Annotated in this window: 18 protein-coding genes; 9 read left to right on the top strand and 9 right to left on the bottom strand. The window is 66.6% G+C overall.

Translation table 11 applies throughout. The features are described 5' to 3' along the window. Positions 1-17 precede the first annotated feature (17 nt). Positions 18-671 carry a glutathione S-transferase family protein gene (locus RHOSA_RS20860; RefSeq protein ID WP_051431867.1) on the bottom strand — a complete coding sequence of 218 codons (654 nt, stop codon included), beginning with the start codon at positions 669-671 and terminating at the stop codon, positions 18-20. A gap of 11 nt (positions 672-682) precedes the next feature. Next, positions 683-2,149, bottom strand: a complete 1,467-nt coding sequence (locus tag RHOSA_RS0106160) for an NAD(P)-dependent oxidoreductase (protein WP_027287984.1) — start codon at positions 2,147-2,149, stop codon at positions 683-685. Between the two features lie 436 nt (positions 2,150-2,585). On the opposite strand from RHOSA_RS0106160, the gene RHOSA_RS0106155 reads away from it, so the two are divergent. Continuing rightward, a complete protein-coding gene (locus tag RHOSA_RS0106155; RefSeq protein WP_027287983.1) occupies positions 2,586-3,401 on the top strand; it encodes an undecaprenyl-diphosphate phosphatase in 816 nt (271 codons plus the stop codon). 79 nt (positions 3,402-3,480) lie between these two features. Here the strand turns inward: RHOSA_RS0106155 and RHOSA_RS0106150 are convergent, their stop codons facing one another. After that, positions 3,481-4,443 carry a complex I NDUFA9 subunit family protein gene (locus RHOSA_RS0106150; RefSeq protein WP_027287982.1) on the bottom strand — a complete coding sequence of 321 codons (963 nt, stop codon included), beginning with the start codon at positions 4,441-4,443 and terminating at the stop codon, positions 3,481-3,483. 219 nt (positions 4,444-4,662) lie between these two features. Here RHOSA_RS0106150 and RHOSA_RS0106145 point away from each other — a divergent pair, with 219 nt between their 5' ends. From RHOSA_RS0106145 to ptsN, 7 genes are all read left to right on the top strand, one after another. Next, positions 4,663-5,292, top strand: a complete 630-nt coding sequence (locus RHOSA_RS0106145) for a ribonuclease D (RefSeq protein ID WP_207140332.1) — start codon at positions 4,663-4,665, stop codon at positions 5,290-5,292. Positions 5,293-5,525: 233 nt separating this feature from the next. Further along, positions 5,526-6,188 (top strand): LPS export ABC transporter periplasmic protein LptC, encoded by a 663-nt coding sequence (lptC, locus tag RHOSA_RS20855; RefSeq protein WP_051431866.1) that lies wholly within the window; start codon positions 5,526-5,528, stop codon positions 6,186-6,188. Then, positions 6,185-7,204 (top strand): LptA/OstA family protein, encoded by a 1,020-nt coding sequence (locus RHOSA_RS20850; protein ID WP_051431865.1) that lies wholly within the window; start codon positions 6,185-6,187, stop codon positions 7,202-7,204. Before lptC ends, RHOSA_RS20850 begins: the two co-directional genes overlap by 4 nt. Next, positions 7,201-8,097: an LPS export ABC transporter ATP-binding protein gene (gene lptB / locus RHOSA_RS20845; protein ID WP_081728527.1), complete on the top strand. Its 897-nt coding sequence runs from the start codon at positions 7,201-7,203 to the stop codon at positions 8,095-8,097. Before RHOSA_RS20850 ends, lptB begins: the two co-directional genes overlap by 4 nt. A 147-nt stretch (positions 8,098-8,244) precedes the next feature. Continuing rightward, positions 8,245-9,696, top strand: coding sequence for an RNA polymerase factor sigma-54 (rpoN, locus tag RHOSA_RS0106125; RefSeq protein ID WP_027287980.1), 1,452 nt, complete (start codon positions 8,245-8,247; stop codon positions 9,694-9,696). Positions 9,697-9,944: 248 nt separating this feature from the next. Then, entirely contained in the window at positions 9,945-10,610 is a 666-nt protein-coding gene (hpf, locus tag RHOSA_RS0106120; RefSeq protein WP_027287979.1) for a ribosome hibernation-promoting factor, HPF/YfiA family, read from the top strand. 54 nt (positions 10,611-10,664) lie between these two features. Beyond that, on the top strand, positions 10,665-11,129 hold the full coding sequence (ptsN, locus tag RHOSA_RS0106115; RefSeq protein WP_027287978.1) for a PTS IIA-like nitrogen regulatory protein PtsN: 465 nt from the start codon (positions 10,665-10,667) through the stop codon (positions 11,127-11,129). Positions 11,130-11,279: 150 nt separating this feature from the next. On the opposite strand, the gene RHOSA_RS0106110 is transcribed toward ptsN, so the two are convergent. Beyond that, positions 11,280-11,495 carry a DUF1150 family protein gene (locus RHOSA_RS0106110; RefSeq protein WP_027287977.1) on the bottom strand — a complete coding sequence of 72 codons (216 nt, stop codon included), beginning with the start codon at positions 11,493-11,495 and terminating at the stop codon, positions 11,280-11,282. 128 nt (positions 11,496-11,623) lie between these two features. Next, positions 11,624-12,163, bottom strand: a complete 540-nt coding sequence (locus RHOSA_RS20840; protein ID WP_081728526.1) for an Hsp20 family protein — start codon at positions 12,161-12,163, stop codon at positions 11,624-11,626. A 259-nt stretch (positions 12,164-12,422) separates the two neighbouring features. Here RHOSA_RS20840 and RHOSA_RS0106100 point away from each other — a divergent pair, with 259 nt between their 5' ends. Beyond that, positions 12,423-14,765: a xanthine dehydrogenase family protein molybdopterin-binding subunit gene (locus tag RHOSA_RS0106100; RefSeq protein WP_027287976.1), complete on the top strand. Its 2,343-nt coding sequence runs from the start codon at positions 12,423-12,425 to the stop codon at positions 14,763-14,765. A 39-nt stretch (positions 14,766-14,804) separates the two neighbouring features. Here RHOSA_RS0106100 and RHOSA_RS0106095 read toward each other — a convergent pair whose 3' ends face one another. The 4 genes from RHOSA_RS0106095 to RHOSA_RS20830 form a co-directional block, all read right to left on the bottom strand. Further along, positions 14,805-15,719, bottom strand: coding sequence for a hypothetical protein (locus tag RHOSA_RS0106095; protein ID WP_027287975.1), 915 nt, complete (start codon positions 15,717-15,719; stop codon positions 14,805-14,807). Between the two features lie 170 nt (positions 15,720-15,889). Then, positions 15,890-16,498 (bottom strand): PqiC family protein, encoded by a 609-nt coding sequence (locus tag RHOSA_RS0106090; RefSeq protein WP_027287974.1) that lies wholly within the window; start codon positions 16,496-16,498, stop codon positions 15,890-15,892. Next, positions 16,498-17,538 carry an MlaD family protein gene (locus RHOSA_RS24055; protein WP_051431864.1) on the bottom strand — a complete coding sequence of 347 codons (1,041 nt, stop codon included), beginning with the start codon at positions 17,536-17,538 and terminating at the stop codon, positions 16,498-16,500. The genes RHOSA_RS0106090 and RHOSA_RS24055 overlap by 1 nt, the downstream gene beginning before the upstream one ends. 39 nt (positions 17,539-17,577) lie before the next feature. Continuing rightward, positions 17,578-18,417, bottom strand: coding sequence for an ABC transporter ATP-binding protein (locus RHOSA_RS20830; protein ID WP_081728525.1), 840 nt, complete (start codon positions 18,415-18,417; stop codon positions 17,578-17,580). Positions 18,418-18,419 lie beyond the last annotated feature (2 nt).

The raw sequence follows: 18,419 nt of genomic DNA, 5'->3' as shown, positions 1-18,419 counted from the left end.
GCCGCAGCGGGCGCGGGTTATGCCGCCGCGAGGGCGTCGTCGAAATCGACCGTCGGCGCATTGGCGAACAGCGCCGGCATGTCCAGAAAGCCCGGCTGGTCGGAGACCCGCGCCAGCCAGGCGCGTACGGCTGGATAGTCGTTCAGGTCGAACCCACCCTCACCGGCTAGATGCGCGTAGGCATAGAGCGCGATGTCGGCGACCGTGAAGTGCTGGCCAGCCAGAAACGCCCGCGTCTCCAGCGCCTGGTCAAGCACCTTCAGTGCATGCGCGCCGTTCGCCATCTTTGCCGCCAGCACCTCCGCATGCCCTTCGGGCACGCCGGTGAAGTGCCGCCAGACACGCGCCGTGGCGATGTTGGGCTCGAAGCTGTACTGCTCGAAGAACAGCCACGCGAGCAGCGCGTCCTCCTCAACCGGGTCGGCCGGCCGGTATGCCGTCCCGCGGGCGAGCGAGAGCAGCAGCGCGTTGGATTCCCCCATCGCGCGGCCGTCGGGAAACTGCAGGAACGGCACCCGCCCGTCCGGGTTCAACGCCCGGAAGCGCGGGTCCTGCGTGTGCCCCTCGATGACGGAGGTGCGCACGATCTGCGCCTCCTGCCCGGTCAGATGCAGGATCAGCGCAACCTTGTAGCAGTTGCCCGAGGTCGGATCGGCGAACAGGCGATACATCGCGCCCCGCCCTACTCCGCCGCCACCGCCTCGGCCGGACGGGCCCCGGCGGTGGTGCCACTGGCCTGGCGCTTGATGTAGCCGTCGATCTGCTCGGCGGCGTCGCGGCCGTCGCGGATCGCCCAGACCACCAGGCTGGCGCCGCGCGCGATGTCGCCAGCGGCGAACACGCCGTCCAGGCTGGTCATCAGGTTGCGGAAGTCGACCTTGACCGTGCCCCAGCGCGTGGTCTCCAGCTCTTCGCACGCGAACAGGGTCGGCAGGTCCTCGGCGTCGAAACCGAGCGCCTTGATCACCATGTCGGCGTCCAGGTCGTAGTCGCTACCCTCGACGATCTGCGGGGCCTGGCGGCCGCTGGCGTCCGGGATGCCCAGATGGACGCGCTGGGCGCGCACCTTGGTGACGTGGTCATCGCCCAGGAAGGCCTTGGGCGCGGCGAGCCAGACAAACTCCACGCCCTCCTCCTCGGCGTTGGCGACCTCGCGCTGCGAGCCCGGCATGTTCTGGCGGTTGCGCCGATAGAGGCACTTCACGCTCTTGGCGCCCTGGCGCATCGCGGTGCGCACGCAGTCCATCGCGGTGTCGCCGCCGCCGACCACGACGACGTTCTTACCTTCGGCATTGAGCGTGCCGCTGTCGAACTCCGGCACCGCGTCGCCCAGGCCCTTGCGGTTGGACGCGGTCAGGAAGTCGAGCGCGCGCACCACGCCGTTCAGGCCGACGCCAGGAACCTGCACGTCGCGCGCCTTGTAGACGCCGGTGGCGATCAGCACGGCGTCGTGGTGCTGGCGCAATTGCGGCAGGGTCATGTCACGGCCGATCTCGAAGTTGAGATGGAAGTGCACACCGCTGTCGTAGAGCAGCCGGGCGCGGCGCTCGATGACGTACTTCTCCAGCTTGAAGTTCGGGATGCCGTAGATCATCAGACCGCCGATCCGGTCGTAACGGTCGTAGACGTGCACCTGATAGCCCTTGCGGCGCAGCTGCTCGGCCGCCGCCAGCCCGCCGGGGCCCGCGCCGATGATGCCGACCGTCTCGCTGCGCTCGCGGATCGGCTTGACCGGCTCGACCCAGCCCTGATCCCAGGCGGTCTCGGTGATGTAGGTTTCCACCGCGCCGATCGTGACGGTGCCATGGCCGGCCTGCTCGATCACGCAGTTGCCCTCGCACAGCCGGTCCTGCGGGCAGATCCGGCCGCACACCTCGGGCATGTTGTTGGTGGCGCTGGAGACCTCGTAGGCCTCCTGCAGCCGACCCTCGGAGGTGAGCATCAGCCAGTCGGGAATGTTGTTGTGCAGCGGGCAGTGCACCTGACAGTACGGCACGCCGCACTGCGAACAGCGCCCGGCCTGGGTCTGCGCCTCTTCCGGCTTGAAGCTCTCATATATCTCGTCGAAGTCGCGCCGCCGGGTCTCACCGTCCCGCTTCTCCGGCATCTGCTTGGCGACGTTCACGAACTTGAGCGTCTGTCGCGGCATATTGTTCTCAAGCCTCCTGAAAAGCGGCTGCAGCCCGTCTCGGCGGGCGCCCCCTCCGTCGTGTCCAGCCGGCGCGCCCGCGCATCAGCCAGGCGCTTGGGCCGCAACCGGACCGCACGGAATTCGGTGTTCGAAGCGACGCGCCCCGGCAGCACACGGGCGCCGGGATGTCAGCGCCCCTTATAGCGCGCATATCCGAGCGAGGCCAGACCAAACAATAGATATAGGTCAGCAATACTGCCATATCAGGCATGAAAGGCTGCACCCGGAACCGCATATCATCTTGGTCGGCATTACCCCATTGGAACAATCGTAAACATACCGGAACTATCTATGTGCCATGGCGTTCGCAGACGCAACGCCGTATAAAGCCTGCGCACGCGCCTGCGCGCCTCATCGCTCTGCCCGTCCCGTCGCACTGACGAGGTCTGCCGAATTGCCGCTCCTTCACCTGTTCGTCCTGTCGCTGGTTCAGGGCATCACCGAATTCCTGCCGATCTCTTCCTCCGGCCATCTGGTCCTGACCTGGGAAGCGCTGGAGTCCAATGTCCCGGAACATGACCAGTTGATCGTGGACATCGCCGTGCACGTCGGCACGCTCGCCGCCGTCTGCGGTTATTTCTGGCGCGACATCTGGGACATGCTGACAGGGGTTTTCGCCGGGCTCGCCGGCCGGCCCACGGCGGGCACGCGACTGGCGATCTTCGTCGTCTTGGCGACCCTGCCGGTGATTGTCGCCGGCTTTCTGCTCAAGGATGTGGTCGACGACCTGCTGCGCAGCGCGCAGGTGATCGCCTGGACCACGCTCGGCTTCGGGCTGCTGCTTTATGTCGCGGACAAGGCGGGCGCCCAGATGAAGCGTATCCCCGAAATGCGCTGGGCGGACGCGCTGATCATCGGGATGATGCAGGTCCTGGCGCTGGTGCCCGGCACCAGCCGGTCCGGCATCACCATGACCGCGGGCCGGCTGCTCGGCTATGACCGGCGCGAGGCCGCACGCTTTTCCATGTTGCTGGCGATCCCGGCGATCGCGGGGGCGGGGACGCTGGCCGGCCTCGATGTCTACGAAAGCGGCAACCTGGCCCTCGGCCTGGACGCGCTGATCGCCGCGGCGATGGCGTTCGTCGCCGCCTGGATCGCGATCGCACTGCTGATGCGCTGGCTGGCGGTCGCCAGCTTCACGCCGTTCGTCGTCTACCGGATCGCGCTCGGCGGCCTGCTGCTCACACTTATCTATACAGGCGTGCTGTAGCGGCAGCCCCACGCACTATCGACCGCCGGCGCGGTGGACTGCCGCGAACGCGGCGAATCCACCCTGAAGGTCGAACCTTCTACCGCGCGTCGCTTGGCAGGTGATGCTTGGCGAAGCGGCCGCCAGGGCGATAACGGATCAGATAGGTCGGCAGGATCGCCTCGATCGCCTGCGGCTCCAGGCCGAGCGTTTTGAACGACAGCGCGCCCTTCTGCACCACGTTGTCCTGTTTCAGCAGCGTCACCTGATCGCGGGTCAATAGCGGCTTGGGCAGCAGTTCGGCGATCCCGGCCTGGACCTGCGCGACGCCGAAGGGGATCGGCAACAAGAGACGCTTGCGCCGGATCTCCTTCAGCAGAATCTCCATCAGCTGCTTGAAGGTATAGATCTGGGGGCCGCCCAGTTCGTAGGTCTTGCCCTTGGTCTTGCTCTCGTGGACGCAGACCATCGCCGCATCCGCGACGTCGCCGACGTAGACCGGCTGGAACCGCGTCTTGCCGCCCCCGATCAGCGGCAGCGCCGGTGAGATTCGGGCCATCTGGGCGAAGAAGTTCAGGAAACCGTCTTCCGGTCCGATCACAATCGACGGCCGCAGGATCGAAACCTGCGGGAAGTGCTTATGGGTCGCCTCCTCGCCCAGCGCCTTGGTGCGGGCGTAGACCGAGTCGGACTCCTTGTCCGCGCCGATCGCGGAGACATGGATCAGGCGTTTAACGCCGGTTTCCGCGCACAGCCGCGCGATCCGCTCGGGGCCATTGACGTGCACCTCGTCGAACGTCTGGGCGCCGCCCGGCTCGAACAACAAACCGATCGCGTTGAACACCGCATCCGCACCAGCGACGGCCTCGCGGACCGCCTCTTCATCCTGGATCGGCACGCGCATGCGCACGATCTGCCCGACATTGCCGTAGGGCTGCAGGAAGTGCGCCTTCTCGGTGTCGCGCACCGCCACGCGCACGACCCAGCCTTCCTTCGCCAGGCGTTTGACGATGTAGCGCCCAACGAAGCCGGAGCCGCCGAAAACCGTCGCAACCTTCGCCATTGTCGTCTTTCCGCTTCCTGGTCGTTCTTCGGGTTCGATGACGTCTGGGTCGCTCACCGGGCACGCAGCCGGGCGGGCGGTGCGGGCGGGGGTATAGCATCCCTGGCGGGCCCGTTGACACCCGGATATGCGCGGCTATGGTCCGCGCACCCTCGCCGCTCGGCACTTGTGCGCAGGCACGCGGCGCGCCGGGCCGCGGCCGATGTCATACCAAGATAAATGGGGCATACCACCGTGGCGATCCAGCTGCACCAAAACGATCTGCCCGCCGACGTCGATCTCGGGAACACGGTCGCCGTCGACAGCGAGACGATGGGTCTGAACCTGGTGCGCGACCGGCTGTGCCTGGTGCAGCTGTCCGCTGGAGACGGCAATGTTCACCTCGTGCAGTTCGCCGACCGCGACTACAGCGCGCCCAACCTGCGCGCGCTGCTACGCGATCCGCACGTCACCAAGATCTTCCACTACGCCCGCTTCGACCTGGCGATGTTCGAGGCCCACTTCGGCGAGCCGACCGGGCCGGTCTACTGCACCAAGACCGCCAGCAAGCTGGTGCGCACCTACACCGACCGGCACGGCCTGAAAGAGCTGTGCAAGGAACTGCTCGGCATCGACCTGTCGAAGCAGCAGCAGTCCAGCGACTGGGGCGCGGCCGAGCTGACCCCGGAGCAGATGAGCTACGCGGCCTCCGACGTACTCTACCTGCATCAGTTGAAGGAGATTCTGGACCGTCTGCTTGCGCGCGAGAACCGGCTGGAGCTGGCGCAGCAGATTTTCGACTTCCTGCCGGTGCGCGCGCGTCTGGACCTGCTTGGCTGGTCAGAGGTCGACATCTTCGCGCACTCCTAAGCGCGGGAGCTGCCTGCCCCGCCCCACGAGCGCCCGCGGATGGCCTGTCGCCGACTTTGCGCACGTCTGCTATTGTTTCCGTGCGCAGGGCAACCATATGCAAAACTGCATCTAACAGGGCGCACCTCCGCCCCTGCTTCATGCTGGAATAACGGAAGAGACGGCCGGCCCCCTGAAGCGCGGTGAATGCCGCGACGCCCGCCGTCCGTGGACAGGACGCTGACGGACCCTCCATGGCCGCGCTGCGCGATCACACCGGACCCGACAAAGCGAGCCGGCCGCCCCGGCTGTCGCTGCGCGACCGGCATAGCCTGCTGGTCGGCACGATGAAGGTCGCCCTACCAGCCCTGGCGGCCGCGATTATCCTGGTGCTGATCGTCTGGCCCCAACTGGTGCCCGATGAACGCAACTTCCGACTCTCGGTTTCGGAGTTAGCCTCCGAAGAGGTCGAGAACCTGACCATGGTGAACCCGCGCTACCGCAGCCGGGACGCCGAAGACCGACCGTTCACCGTGATCGCCGACCGCGCCGTTCAGGAGTCCAGCGGCGCGGACGAGGTCGACCTCCAGGCCCCCCAGGCCGATATGACGCTGAAAGACGGCAGCTGGGTCACCGTCACGGCACAGCACGGCCTTTATGATCGCAAGAACGAACGCCTGGACCTGCGCGAGACCGTTCGCCTGTTCCACGACCGCGGCTTCCAGTTCGAGACAGAAATCGCCAACGTCGACCTGCAGGCCGGCACGGCGCAGTCCGACACGCAAGTCCACGGCCAGGGACCGGAAGGCCAGATCGACGCGCAGGGCTTCCGTATCCTGGACAAGGGCGCCCGCATCGTCTTTACCGGCAAGAGCCATCTGACGATCCGGGAAAGCGCCCTGGAAGGAGCTCAGTGATCCGCCCCGCCCGCCATCCATTCGCCAGTCTCCGCGCCCTCGCCGCCGTGCTGGCGCTGTTGACCGCTTGCGCCGCCACACCGGCCGCCGCACAGGGATTGGCCGGCGGCAGTGGCCAGGGTCCGCTGGAGATCAATGCGGACGACGGCATCGAATGGCGGCGCGAAGAGCAAGTCTATATCGCCCGCGGCAACGCGACCGCCAGCCGCGGCGGCGTCACGGTATACGGTGACCGCCTGATCGCGCATTACCGGGACGCCAAGGGCGGCGACAACAATGCCTCAGATACCGGCGATTCCGGCGGTACCGGCCTCTCGACCGGCAGCACCCAGATCTATCGCGTCGAAGCTGTGGGTTCGGTGCGAATCGTCGATGATCGCTCCACCAGCCGCGGCGACAAGGCGGTTTACGACCTAGACCAGCAGGTCGTGGTGCTGACCGGCGACGACCTGCGTTTCAAGACCCCTGAAGAGACCATCACGGCCGCGGACTCCCTGGAGTACTGGCAGGCCCGCAACCTTGCCGTCGCCCGGGGGGATGCCAAGGCCGAGCGCGGCGACCGGGTGATTCGCGCGGAAGTGCTGGCAGCCCGCTTCAGCGGGCAAGCCGGCGGCGGCACGGATGCCGCCGACAACGGGAACGTCCGCGAGCAGGAGATCGAGCGGATCGAGGCGTTCGAAAACGTGCGCATCTCCACCCCGACCGAGTTCGCCCGGGGCGACCGGGGCGTCTACAACGTGCGCACCGAGATCGCCACCCTGACCGGTAACGTCCAGATCACCCGGGGCGAGAACCAGTTGAACGGCGGCTGGGGACAGGTCAACCTGCGCACCGGGGTCAGCCGGCTGCGCGGCGCGCCCCCTGAAGCGGGATCGGGCAGCCGCGTCCGGGCGCTGCTGCAACCGGATTCCGCTGAGGACGTCAATCCGTCGAGCACCGCCGAATCCGAAGCGCGCGAGAGCTCCGAAGACGCACGCGACGACGACGCAGCGGGCAGCGAGGGGACCAGCCAATGACCGACGATGGACGTCCGCGCGGCGACGGCAAAGCGCCTGGTCAGGGCAACGTCACGCCCCTGCGCGGCGACCGCCAGGCGCCGCAACGCACCGGCGAACCTCAGAGCCCCACCACCCAGGCACAGCAGGAACAGGAACTCGGGCGCAACGACCCGCGCACGATCGCGCGTTACGGCGGCCTGGCGGCGATCAACCTGGGCAAGGCGTTCAAGAAACGCCCGGTGGTTCGCTCGGTCACGCTGTCGGTCCAGCGCGGCGAGGCGGTCGGCCTGCTGGGCCCGAACGGCGCGGGCAAGACCACCTGCTTCTATATGATCACCGGCCTGATCGGCCCGGACTACGGCTGGGTCACGCTGGACGGCGCCGACGTCACGGATCTGCCCATGTACCGGCGCGCGCGCCTGGGCGTGGGCTATCTGCCGCAGGAAGCCTCGATCTTCCGCGGGCTGACGGTGGAACAGAACATCTACGCCGTCCTGGAGGCGGTGGAGCCGAACCGTAAGCGCCGGCAGACCCGGCTGGAAGAGTTGCTGGGCGAGTTCGGCATCTCCCACCTGCGCCGCACACCGGCCCCGGCATTGTCGGGCGGCGAACGCCGACGCGTCGAGATCGCCCGCGCGCTCGCCTCCAACCCCTCGTTCATTCTGCTCGACGAGCCGCTCGCCGGCATCGACCCGATCGCTGTGGGCGACATCCGCGACCTTGTCGGCCACCTCAAGCACCGCGGGATCGGCGTCCTGATCACCGACCACAACGTCCGGGAAACGCTGGAAATCGTCGATCGCGCCTACATCATTCACGAGGGCGCGGTCCTGATGGAAGGTGCGCCAGCAGAGATCGTCGCCCACGAAGAAGTGCGCCGCGTCTACCTGGGCGAGAGCTTTTCGCTCTAAGGCGTTACACCGTATGTTTGTCGCGCCAACCTTGGCGGCGCGGCTACGATCGTCTTAAATCGTCGGCAACGTTCCGGTGCTAAGTTTGTTAACATTAACACACGGCGGCATTCCGGCCTTGGTAGGAACGAAAGACGGTTTCCCACAATGGCGCTCTCCCAGCGGTTAGAGCTCCGCACCAGCCAATCCCTGGTGATGACGCCGCAGCTGCAGCAGGCGATCAAGCTGCTGCAACTGAACAACCTGGAACTGACGAGTTATATCGAGCAGGAGCTGGAGCAAAATCCGCTGCTCGAACGCGATGAGCGTGACCGCCCGCAAACCGAGGCTGCAGATCCCCGGCGCGGCGATGAGGACGACCTGGACGACCGCAGCGGCGAACGCGATTGGGACGCCGCCCCCGACAGCTTTTCCGAGGAGATGGGAGCCGACTGGACCAGCGGCCCCGGCAGTGGCGGGGGCAGCGGCGCGGACGAGGACGCGCTGTCCAGTATCGACCAGCGTACGGCGACCACCCTCACGCTGCGCGACCATCTGCTGGAACAGGTGCACCTCAGCCTGTCCGACCCGAGCGACCGCGCGATCGCGGAAGCCCTGGTCGACAGCCTGGATCCGGCCGGCTATCTCGCTTCGCCGGTGGACGAACTGGCCGATCTGCTGGGCGTGGCGCCGGCACGGATCGAGGCCGTGCTGACGCAGCTTCAGGGGTTCGACCCGGCAGGCGTGTTTGCCCGGGACCTCGCGGAGTGCCTGGCGATTCAGCTGCGCGAGCGCAACCGCCTGGACCCCGCGATGCAGACCCTGGTCGCCAACCTGGAACTGGCCGGGCAGCGCGACTGGACACGCCTGAAGCGGCTATGTGGGGTCGATACCGAGGACCTCACCGACATGCTGGCGGAACTGCGCGCCCTCGATCCGCGCCCGGCGCTGGCATTCGAGGGACAACCGGTGCAGCCGTTGGTCCCGGATATCCTGATGCGCCCCGGGCGCACGGGCGGCTGGCATCTGGAACTGAATCCGGAAACCCTGCCGCGTGTGCTGGTCAACCAACGCTATGCGCGCCAAGTCGGCGCAGCGGCCGAACGTGACAAGGCCGCGCGCAGTTTCCTGAGCGAGCGCCTGCAATCGGCGAACTGGCTGGTACGCGCGCTGGAGCAGCGCGCCAATACGATCCTCAAGGTAGCCGAATCGATCGTGACCCACCAGGAAGCGTTCTTTCATCACGGCGTCGAGCACCTGCGCCCGCTCACCCTGCGCGAGATCGCCGAAACGATCGAGATGCACGAATCGACCGTCAGCCGGGTCACGGCCAACAAGTACATGGCCACCCCGCGCGGCACCTACGAACTCAAGTATTTCTTTACCGCCACGATCCAGGGTGCTGACGGCGGGAGCCATTCGGCAGAGGCCGTGCGCCAGCGAATCAAGACGCTGATAGACCAGGAAACGCCGGACTCGGTGCTGTCGGATGACCGGATCGTCGCCATCCTGCGCGCGGAAGGAGTGGACATCGCCCGGCGTACGGTCGCCAAATACCGTGACGCCCTGCGTATCCCCTCCTCCACCCAGCGCCGGCGGGAAAAGGCAGCGATCGCCTGACACGAAGGTTTCTGTCATCGCGTGCAGAACCGGAGACCCGCTCGCGCGTTGATGCTTAGACGGCGGCGTACGGGCACCCTGGGAGAATGCTCTTGAACCCGGCCATGGACGGCGTAGCCTGATCGTAAGCGGGGGTCCGCACGCGAGTTGACACCACTTCCGCCCCTCCATAGGTTCGCGGCCTCTGGCCACACGGCCCGTGGGGGACGGTCCGCGCCAAGAGACGGACGTATCCGGGAAACACAGTCATGCAGCTGTCGGTAAACGGCAGGCATCTCGACATCGGCGACGCGCTGCGCAGCCATATCGAGGAAAGCCTGACGACCATCTTCGGAAAATACTTCGGTGACGCCATCGATGCACGCGTGACGATGTCGCAGAACAATCACCTGTACCATGCGCAGGTGAACGTGCACGTGGGACGTGGCCTCCACCTCGCTGCGGAAGCGGAGGCGGATCGCATCTACGCTGCCTTCGACGCGGCTGCGGACCGGATCGCCAAGCGCCTGCGCCGCTACAAGCGCCGGCTGCGTGACGAGAAGAAGCACGCCCAGACGCCCCTGGAGGTGGTCGAAGGCCGGCATTACGTGCTGGCGAGCGCTGACGAGACCGCCGACGCGGACGACGCCGCGCTCGGCGCCACTGGCGCGGATACGGCCGTCAACGGCGCGGATACGCAGCCGGCGGTCGTCGCCGAGATGAGTTACGATATCCCGAGTCTGTCGGTGAGCGAGGCCGTGATGCGCCTGGACCTGGCCGACGTGCCGGCCATGATGTTCCGCAATGCGGCGCATGGCGGGTTGAACATGATCTACCGTCGGGCTGACGGAAACGTCGGCTGGGTCGATCCGGAAGGCAACACCGTCGCCGACGACGCGACCGCCGCACCGGACGTCCGGGACAACCGCGGGTGATACGCGGGTCCTGCCGCCCTTTCATTCATTGCCGTCTTCCAGGGTGATCCGAGGATGGAAATCACGGATCTCATACGGCCGCATGCGGTGGTCCCCAATCTTCGGGTGACCAGCAAGAAGCAGGCCCTGCAGGAACTCTCCCGGCGCGCGTCCGATCTGATCGGCGTGCCGGAGCGGCGCATTTTCGATGTCCTGGTGGAACGCGAGCGGCTGGGCACGACGGGCGTCGGCAACGGCATCGCGATCCCGCACGGCAAGCTGTCGGAACTGTCCGACCTGCAGGCCATGTTCGCGCGGCTGGAAACGCCGATCGAGTTCGAAGCGATCGACGAGCAGCCCGTGGACCTGATCTGCGTGCTGCTGGCGCCGGAAAGCGCCGGCGCCGATCATTTGAAGGCGCTCGCCCGGATTTCCCGGCTGCTACGCGACCGCAACGTCTGCGAAAAGCTCCGCGGCAGCGACAGCGCGGATGCGATCTACGCCATCCTGACGGAATCCGCGGCCAGCCGGGCGGCGTAAGCCGCGAGCCCCAGCTGACACTACGGTTTCCCCATACACGAAACGCCCCGGCGGACTGATGCCCGCCGGGGCGTTTCGTTCTGTCCAGCTATTCACTGACTTGTACCGACTGCGCCGGCGCACGACGTGCCTCGACCTCGCATGCGTCTGCTAATGGACGCTGACGGGTTCCAGGTCATGCTGACGCGCCGCGGCAAAAGCGACATCGCGGTCGCTGACCAAGGCCATCTGCGTGCCGTCCGCAGCGTGGATGGCATACACGTCCTGGCCCTCGTGGACGGCCGGCTTAACATACGCCAAGTCGTTCAGGCCCCAAGATGCCAGGTCCTGCTGACTCACCTGCTCCTGGTGCGTGTGCTTATGCATCAGGGTCGCTCCTTTCGAAGGCAGCTATCTCGCGTTTCCCACTTGTTCATATGTGGCGTTCGCGCGGGGGTGATTGAAGGGGGTAGAACTCAGCTTGCCATGCAACTGATTAGTCAACGGATAACGGATTACTCCAGTGGTTGCCGCGCCTTGCCCGGCTGGTTGCCGCGACCGGCCCCCGCGTCCTGCGCGGTGCCGGCGCCATTGTCCTGGCCACGCTTGACATGCGTCGGCGAGAGATCCTCGCGCGACTGCTGACCGGTCTTGATCTCGACCGTGCGCACTTGCGGTTCAGGGCGCACGCGGGTGAGATCGATGTGCAAAAGGCCGTTGTCCAGAGCGGCGCCCTGAACTTCGATCCCTTCCGAGAGCACGAACGACCGTTTGAACTGGCGCGAGGCGATGCCGCGATGCAGATAGACCCGCTCGCTCTCGTCCTCGTTCTGCCGACCTTGGATGGTCAACTGCGTGTCCTCGACACGCACTTCCAGGTCCTCCGGACGGAAGCCAGCCACCGCCAGCGTGATCCGCAGATGGTCTTCGCCGATCTGTTCCACGTTGTACGGGGGATACCCATCGCTGGCGGTCTTGGACACACGGTCCAGCGCCCGCTCGAAGTGGTCGAACCCCAGCAGCAGCGGGGAATTGAATACGGATACGCGCGACATCGGGTCCTGGCCTCCTCGCCGGGGAGCAAGGCATCTCTATTGCGTCCGTCACCTACGGCTCCGACCAGGTCGGCAACCGGCGACGCGCGGACCCATCGAAGCGGCGTCCGCGCATCGTTCAATTTGGGGGGAGGCCGGTGGTGGTTCAAGCACGCCTGCCATCCAGGATGCACATCCCAGCCCCCCTCGTGCAGGCCGATGTGCTCGGCTAGGATGCCGCACACCAGCTATGACACGGCCAGCAAGGAGCGATGGCATCATGGGTCAATTCGGCGTCGGCCAGGGGATCACGCGCGTCGAGGATCAGCGCCTGCTGACCGGGCACGGAAGCTACACGGACGATCTGCAACGCCCGAACGCCTTGCAGATGGCCGTGGTACGCAGCCCGCACGCCCACGCCGAGATCGACTCGATCGAGACCGAGGCCGCGCGACAGGCCGAAGGCGTGCACGCCGTCTACACGATCAGCGATCTCGATGCCGCCGGGATCGCGGACATCCCCTGCATGACCCCGGTCCAGGGGCGCGACGGCAACCCGCCCGTGATGCCGGGCCATCCCGTGCTGGCGCGCGGTCGGGTACGCCATGTCGGCGACCCGGTCGCGGTGGTGGTCGCGGAGACCGCCCAGCAGGCCGCAGATGCCGCCGAGCTGGTCGAGGTGGCCTACAGCGAACTCGACCACGTGATCGGCCTGGAAGAGACGCTGGCCAGCGGCGCGCCGCAGATCTGGGAGCAGGCACCGAACAACCTGTGCCTGGACTTCGGCATCGGCGACGAGGGCGCGGCGAACGATGTGCTCGGCAAGGCGCATCACGTGACCCGGCTGAAACTGGTCAACAACCGCGTCGTTGTCGCCTCGCTGGAGCCACGGGCGGCGCTGGGCGAATACGATGCCGAGACCGGCACCTACATCCTCACCACCGGCAGTCAGGGCGTGCATGGCCTGCGCAACCAGCTGGCCGAACACATCCTGAAGGTCGATCCGGCGCGCGTGCGCGTGACCACCCCGGACGTCGGCGGCGGTTTCGGCATGAAGATCTTCCTGTACGGCGAGCAGGTGGTCGCCCTGCATGCGGCGAAGGAACTCGGCCGGCCGGTGCGCTGGTCCGGTGAGCGCACCGAAAGCTTCCTGTCCGACGTACACGGCCGCGATCACGTGACCGAAGTCCGGATCGCGTTCGACGCGCATGCGAAAATCCTTGGCGTGCGGATCGATACGATCGCCAACCTGGGCGCCTACCTGTCCAACTTCGGCCCCTACGTGGCGACCAGCGCGGGCGCACGCATGTACCCCGGCGTCTACAACATCCCCGCCCTGTTCGGCCGCACGCGGGCGGTCTTCACCAACACCGTGCCGGTCGACGCCTACCGCGGCGCCGGACGGCCGGAGGCGGCCTACCTGCTGGAACGCACGATGGACGCGGCCGCGCGCGAACTGGGGCTGTCCCCGGCGGACCTGCGCGCCCGCAACTTCATCAAGCCGGAGGAACTGCCGCACACGACTCCCACCGGCATGACCTACGACAGCGGCGACTTCGCGCGCATCCAACAGACCGCGCTGGAGCGGGCCGCTGCCGCCAACATCGACGCGCGCAAGGCGGAAGCGCGCCGGCGTGGCAAGCTGCGCGGCCTGGGACATGCCAGCTATATCGAGTGTTGTGCCGGCATCGGCGAGGAGGAAGCCAAGCTGCGGCTGGACAGCGACGGCGGCGTGACACTGTGGGTCGGCACCCAGACCAACGGCCAGGGCCACGCGACCGCCTACGCTCAGTTGATCGCCGACCGCCTGGGCCTGACGCCGGAGCAGATCCGGGTGCGCCAGGGCGATACCTCGGAGCTGGCGTTCGGCCGGGGCACCGGCGGCTCCCGTTCGCTGTTGATGGGCGGTGGCGCGACCCAGGCGGCAACCGACAAGGCGATCGAAAAGGCCAAGCAACTCGCCGCCTGGATGATGGAATGCGCCCCCGGCGACGTGGAGTTCGACGCCGGCACCTTCACGATTGCCGGCACCGACCGCCAGGTCAGCCTGCAAGCGGTCGCGGAAGCCGCCGAGCGCGCGGATCTCCCGGAAGACCTTATGGGCGGCGTGGAAGAAAGCGCCCGCTACCAGGCCCCGCCGCTCACCTACCCCAACGGCTGCCACGTCTGCGAGATCGAGATCGACGAGCAGACCTGCGCGGTCGAGATCGTCGCCTACACGATCGTCGACGACGCCGGCAAGATCGTGAACCCATTGATGCTACGCGGTCAGGTGCATGGCGGCACGGCGCAGGGAATCGGTCAGGCGCTACTGGAAAACACCGCCTACGATCCGGACTCGGGTCAGCTGATCACCGCCAGCTTCCAGGATTACACCATGCCCCGGGCGGATGACCTGCCGACCTTCGACGTCAGCTTCGTCGAGGACATCCCCTGCACAACCAACCCGATGGGCATCAAGGGCGCGGGCGAAGCCGGGGCGATCGGCGCCCCACCGGCGGTGATCAACGCCCTGGTCGATGCGCTCGCCCCTTACGGCGTCACCCACATCGACATGCCGGCGACCCCGCAACGCATCTTCGAAACGTTGCAAGCCGCACGCACGGCCAACGCGGCGGCGTAGCTTGAGAAGATCGCCGCCGCCGGGGTCCCCAAGCCTCCGCTACCGCAGCATGTCCAACAGCACACTCGGGCCAGGGCCCGCGAGGCCGAAGGTGACCGCGAGGCCGGCAAAGCCGGCTGCCGGCGCGCTGTCGGTGGCGGCCGTGTAGTCGGCGCTGAGTGCCATATCGATCGACCCGACCTGCCAGCCATATTCGGCGGCGGCCGCAGGCGGCCCCACGAGGCGCTGGTCGACATACTCCAGGCGCTGGCTGAGGCTGAAGGTATGCGCTCCGAAGTCGAGGCTCACGCCCGTCTCGTAGGCGTACTCTTGGCCGCGCAGGTCGGCGATTTCGAGGCGTTCGAACGCACCAAGCGTCCCGAAACCGGGCAACGCGTAGTTCAGGCCCAACCGCCCGCTGCCGCCGTAGTGCCACCGTTCGTCATCCTCTGGGCGGCGGCCATGCCAGGTCACATCGGTTTGCGTCGACAGCCGGTCGAAGGGGGATGAGCGCAGCGTCAGCGTGGTTTCCATCGTCCCCGTGGAAAGCGCCGCCGGATCGGCGACACTATATCCAAGCCCCAGATCCGCCCCGATCCCGTAAGCCGGCAGGGAGATCACATCGACCAAACGACCGTGCACACCCAACTGCTGTTGCAGGTCGAACGCATCGTCATCCGGCGTGGCGGCACTGCGGTGTCCGATCTCCACCGACAGATCGGGGCCCGCGGTCACCGCGCGCGCCCGCAACATACTCTCCAGCCCCACCTCGGAAATTCCGTCCACGCCGATCTCGTTCGGGCGGACCACATCGGGATGCATCCGTACGTTCAGGCGCTCGTTGCCAACGGCAAACAGGTCATCCGCCGAGGCGGGCACGGCAAGGAGGGCCAGCGTGAGCGCCACCAGAAAGCCAAGACCCGTCCGCCGCGCGGCGACAGCCCCCGTTTGCGCATTGCCGTAAACTCCAACCACGACTGGCATCCTCTGCCCATGAGCCTGTGGGGCGTTGGGGCCGCCGAATCGAGTCGGCGACCGCTACCTCCACAGGTATGTCATGCCAGTGGTTAAGATTCAGGAAAAGCACAAGGTTGGAGATTAACTTTAATCTCTTATTTTAGACCTTGTCGCCGTAAGGTCACAGATCAGGTGGCGACGCCGGCCTCGCGCAGATGTTCGGCGATTCGTCGGGACAGCGTGGCCAGCGCGCGATCCATCGCCGCCACGGTTGCCGCAGGACGGCTGCTCTCGACCGGCTCCATGACGACCGCCCGTTGACTAGCAAGCGTCTTGTGCCGCTGACCATCCAGAATCATCCAGCGCGCAGCCAGGGTAACCGGGCCGTCCGCCTCACGTTCAAAGCGGACGATGTCGACCTGAAGTTCGGCGTTGAACCCGCCGTTGCGGTTCGGCAGCCGAACGACGTCCGTCTGGTCCAGCAGCAGACGCAGGTTCTCACCGAGCACGCGGGTCACATTGGCATTCAGCGGCTCCCCCCACTGGTGGAAGCTGGACACCTCCAACCGATTGTTGGGGCCACGGGTAACCAGCGACTGCCGATCCAGATAGCTGGGGATCTCGACCGTATCGAGCGCCAGACGCACGGCGCCGCCGGCTTGCCGCTCGGCCGCCGGATCGATCGGATCCAGCACGTAGTAATAGGTTGGTGCGGACTCCTGAGGCAGCCCGCACGCGCTCAGCGACAGGCCGGTCACGAGGGCGAAGGCAAGAGTCCGCGCGGCTCTGATCATCATCAGCGCCCCTTCCCGGTGATCAGTGCGTTGGGGTTGCGCTCCAGTTGCTCGGCCAGTTCGCGGACCGCACGCGCCGCCCGGGCAAACTCGTCCAGCGCCCGGCGCAGGTCACGCTGAGCGGCGGACCCCGGCTCGATCATGCTGTTGGCGCTGGCCATGGTCTCCTCCGCCTGCCGCATCGCGCCGGTGGCCGCGTCGCTCGTCTGTCCCAGCTTGTCGGCGAGCGGACCGACCCGCTGGTTGAGCGTTTGGGTCACCTGACGTACCGACTGCAACGTCTGGGTCAACTCCCGATCGATTCGCTGGATCGCGGTGCTTGCGCGATCCAGCGTTTCGTTCGCGCTCGTGGCGCTATCGCCCACCTTGTCGACCAGCGGCCCGACCTTTCCGCGCAGATCCTGCGCCAACCCACGATATTCCTGGAGCGTCGCCAACGCTTCCGGCGCAAACTTCTGCACCGCTGGTTGTCTCAGCAATTGGTCCAGCCGATCCACAGTCGACATCGTTCGGCTCAGAATATCCCGCAGCGGCAGGTTCTCCAGCGAGCTCTTGAGCTGCTGCAAGCTGCCGGGCGCCGTCGGAATTTCCGGAATGTCCTCGTGCACCCCCACCATGCGCACCGGGGTATCCGGCGCGAAGCCAAGCTCGACCGCCAGCTGACCGGTCACAAACGACTGCGAGACCAGCTTGGCGCGCAGCCCACGTTCGATCAGACGGTCCAGTTGCGCCTGGGTAAAGCCCTCATCCCCGGCCCATTCGATCCGGTCGAGCTGGAATTCCATGATCACCGGGATGCGCGCGCTCAGCTCGTCGGTTTCCACGCGCAGATTGATATCCCTGACCTGCCCCACCCGCACGCCGCGGAAGGTGACGGGCGCGCCGGTCGACAGACCGGCCACCGACTGATCGAAATAGGCGACGGCCGTGCGGGTGGTCTGAAACAGGCGATTGCCGCCCAGCACCGCGACCGCGATCACAGCCAGGAAGATCGCGCCCAGAACAAAGGCACCGATAAGTTTGGGATTGGGCCGGTAGCGCATGGTGATCGGGTTGCTCTTTCGTGCTCGTCTGCCGCAGCCTCAGCTGGGCGCGTCGGTGGCGTCGGCGCCGGGACGCGTCTCGCCGCGCCTTAGGAAGTTTCGCACCTTGGCGCTTTCGGCATTGTGAACCAAGTCCCGTGGCGCTCCCTGGGCAATCATGGTGCGGCTTTCCGCGTCCAGAAAAACGCTGTCGTCGGCGATCGTGAAGATACTGTCCAGTTCGTGGGTCACCACCACCACGGTCGCGCGCATGCTGTCGCGCAATTCCAGGATCAGTTCATCCAGCCGGCGCGCGGTCGGCGGGTCCAGGCCGGCCGACGGCTCGTCCAGGAACAGCAGATCCGGGTCCATGGCGATCGCGCGCGCCAGGCCGGCACGCTTGCGCATGCCCCCCGAGATCTCCGCCGGCAGGTACTCCTCGAAACCGGCAAGCCCGACCAGGGCGAGCTTGAAGCGCACGATCTCGGAAATCTCCGCGGGCTTGAGCACGGAATACTGCTGCAACGGCAGCGCCACATTCTCCGCCAGCGTCATCGAGGAAAACAGGGCCCCCGATTGGAATAGAACGCCGAAACGCTGGCTGATCCGACGCCGAGTGGCAGGGTCGCCCTCGGCCCAAAAGCTGACGCCGTCGTAGAGAATATCGCCTTCGGCCGGCGGCAGCAGACCGATCATGTGGCGCAGCAGGGTCGACTTACCGCAGCCGCTGCCGCCCATGATCACCAGGATTTCCTCGCGCGCGACATCGAAGGTCAGATCACGCTGCACGACGAAACCGCCGAACGCCATCGTCAGGTCGCGCACGCCGATGCACGCCGATGGGCGGGCGGCCTGGCCGGCATCTGCGGCCTCCGGACGACGGGCGGCATCGGGCGTCATGG

Source organism: Rhodovibrio salinarum DSM 9154 (genome assembly GCF_000515255.1).
Taxonomy (GTDB): Bacteria; Pseudomonadota; Alphaproteobacteria; order Kiloniellales; family Rhodovibrionaceae; genus Rhodovibrio; species Rhodovibrio salinarum.
The sequence above is the reverse complement of the archived record's forward strand: the minus strand, read 5'-3'. Positions and strand labels throughout refer to the sequence as shown.

What these genes read in the sequence shown, in the direction of transcription:
- hpf (WP_027287979.1), top strand. Translation starts at nt 9,945, where the DNA reads ATGCAGCTGTCGGTAAACGGCAGGCATCTCGACATCGGCGACGCGCTG.
- RHOSA_RS0106160 (WP_027287984.1), bottom strand. Translation starts at nt 2,149, where the DNA reads ATGCCGCGACAGACGCTCAAGTTCGTGAACGTCGCCAAGCAGATGCCG.
- RHOSA_RS20830 (WP_081728525.1), bottom strand. Translation starts at nt 18,417, where the DNA reads ATGACGCCCGATGCCGCCCGTCGTCCGGAGGCCGCAGATGCCGGCCAG.
- lptB (WP_081728527.1), top strand. Translation starts at nt 7,201, where the DNA reads ATGACCGACGATGGACGTCCGCGCGGCGACGGCAAAGCGCCTGGTCAG.
- RHOSA_RS0106100 (WP_027287976.1), top strand. Translation starts at nt 12,423, where the DNA reads ATGGGTCAATTCGGCGTCGGCCAGGGGATCACGCGCGTCGAGGATCAG.
- lptC (WP_051431866.1), top strand. Translation starts at nt 5,526, where the DNA reads ATGGCCGCGCTGCGCGATCACACCGGACCCGACAAAGCGAGCCGGCCG.
- RHOSA_RS20840 (WP_081728526.1), bottom strand. Translation starts at nt 12,163, where the DNA reads ATGTCGCGCGTATCCGTATTCAATTCCCCGCTGCTGCTGGGGTTCGAC.
- rpoN (WP_027287980.1), top strand. Translation starts at nt 8,245, where the DNA reads ATGGCGCTCTCCCAGCGGTTAGAGCTCCGCACCAGCCAATCCCTGGTG.
- RHOSA_RS0106145 (WP_207140332.1), top strand. Translation starts at nt 4,663, where the DNA reads ATGGGGCATACCACCGTGGCGATCCAGCTGCACCAAAACGATCTGCCC.
- RHOSA_RS24055 (WP_051431864.1), bottom strand. Translation starts at nt 17,538, where the DNA reads ATGCGCTACCGGCCCAATCCCAAACTTATCGGTGCCTTTGTTCTGGGC.
- RHOSA_RS0106090 (WP_027287974.1), bottom strand. Translation starts at nt 16,498, where the DNA reads ATGATGATCAGAGCCGCGCGGACTCTTGCCTTCGCCCTCGTGACCGGC.
- RHOSA_RS20860 (WP_051431867.1), bottom strand. Translation starts at nt 671, where the DNA reads ATGTATCGCCTGTTCGCCGATCCGACCTCGGGCAACTGCTACAAGGTT.
- RHOSA_RS0106110 (WP_027287977.1), bottom strand. Translation starts at nt 11,495, where the DNA reads ATGCATAAGCACACGCACCAGGAGCAGGTGAGTCAGCAGGACCTGGCA.
- RHOSA_RS0106150 (WP_027287982.1), bottom strand. Translation starts at nt 4,443, where the DNA reads ATGGCGAAGGTTGCGACGGTTTTCGGCGGCTCCGGCTTCGTTGGGCGC.
- ptsN (WP_027287978.1), top strand. Translation starts at nt 10,665, where the DNA reads ATGGAAATCACGGATCTCATACGGCCGCATGCGGTGGTCCCCAATCTT.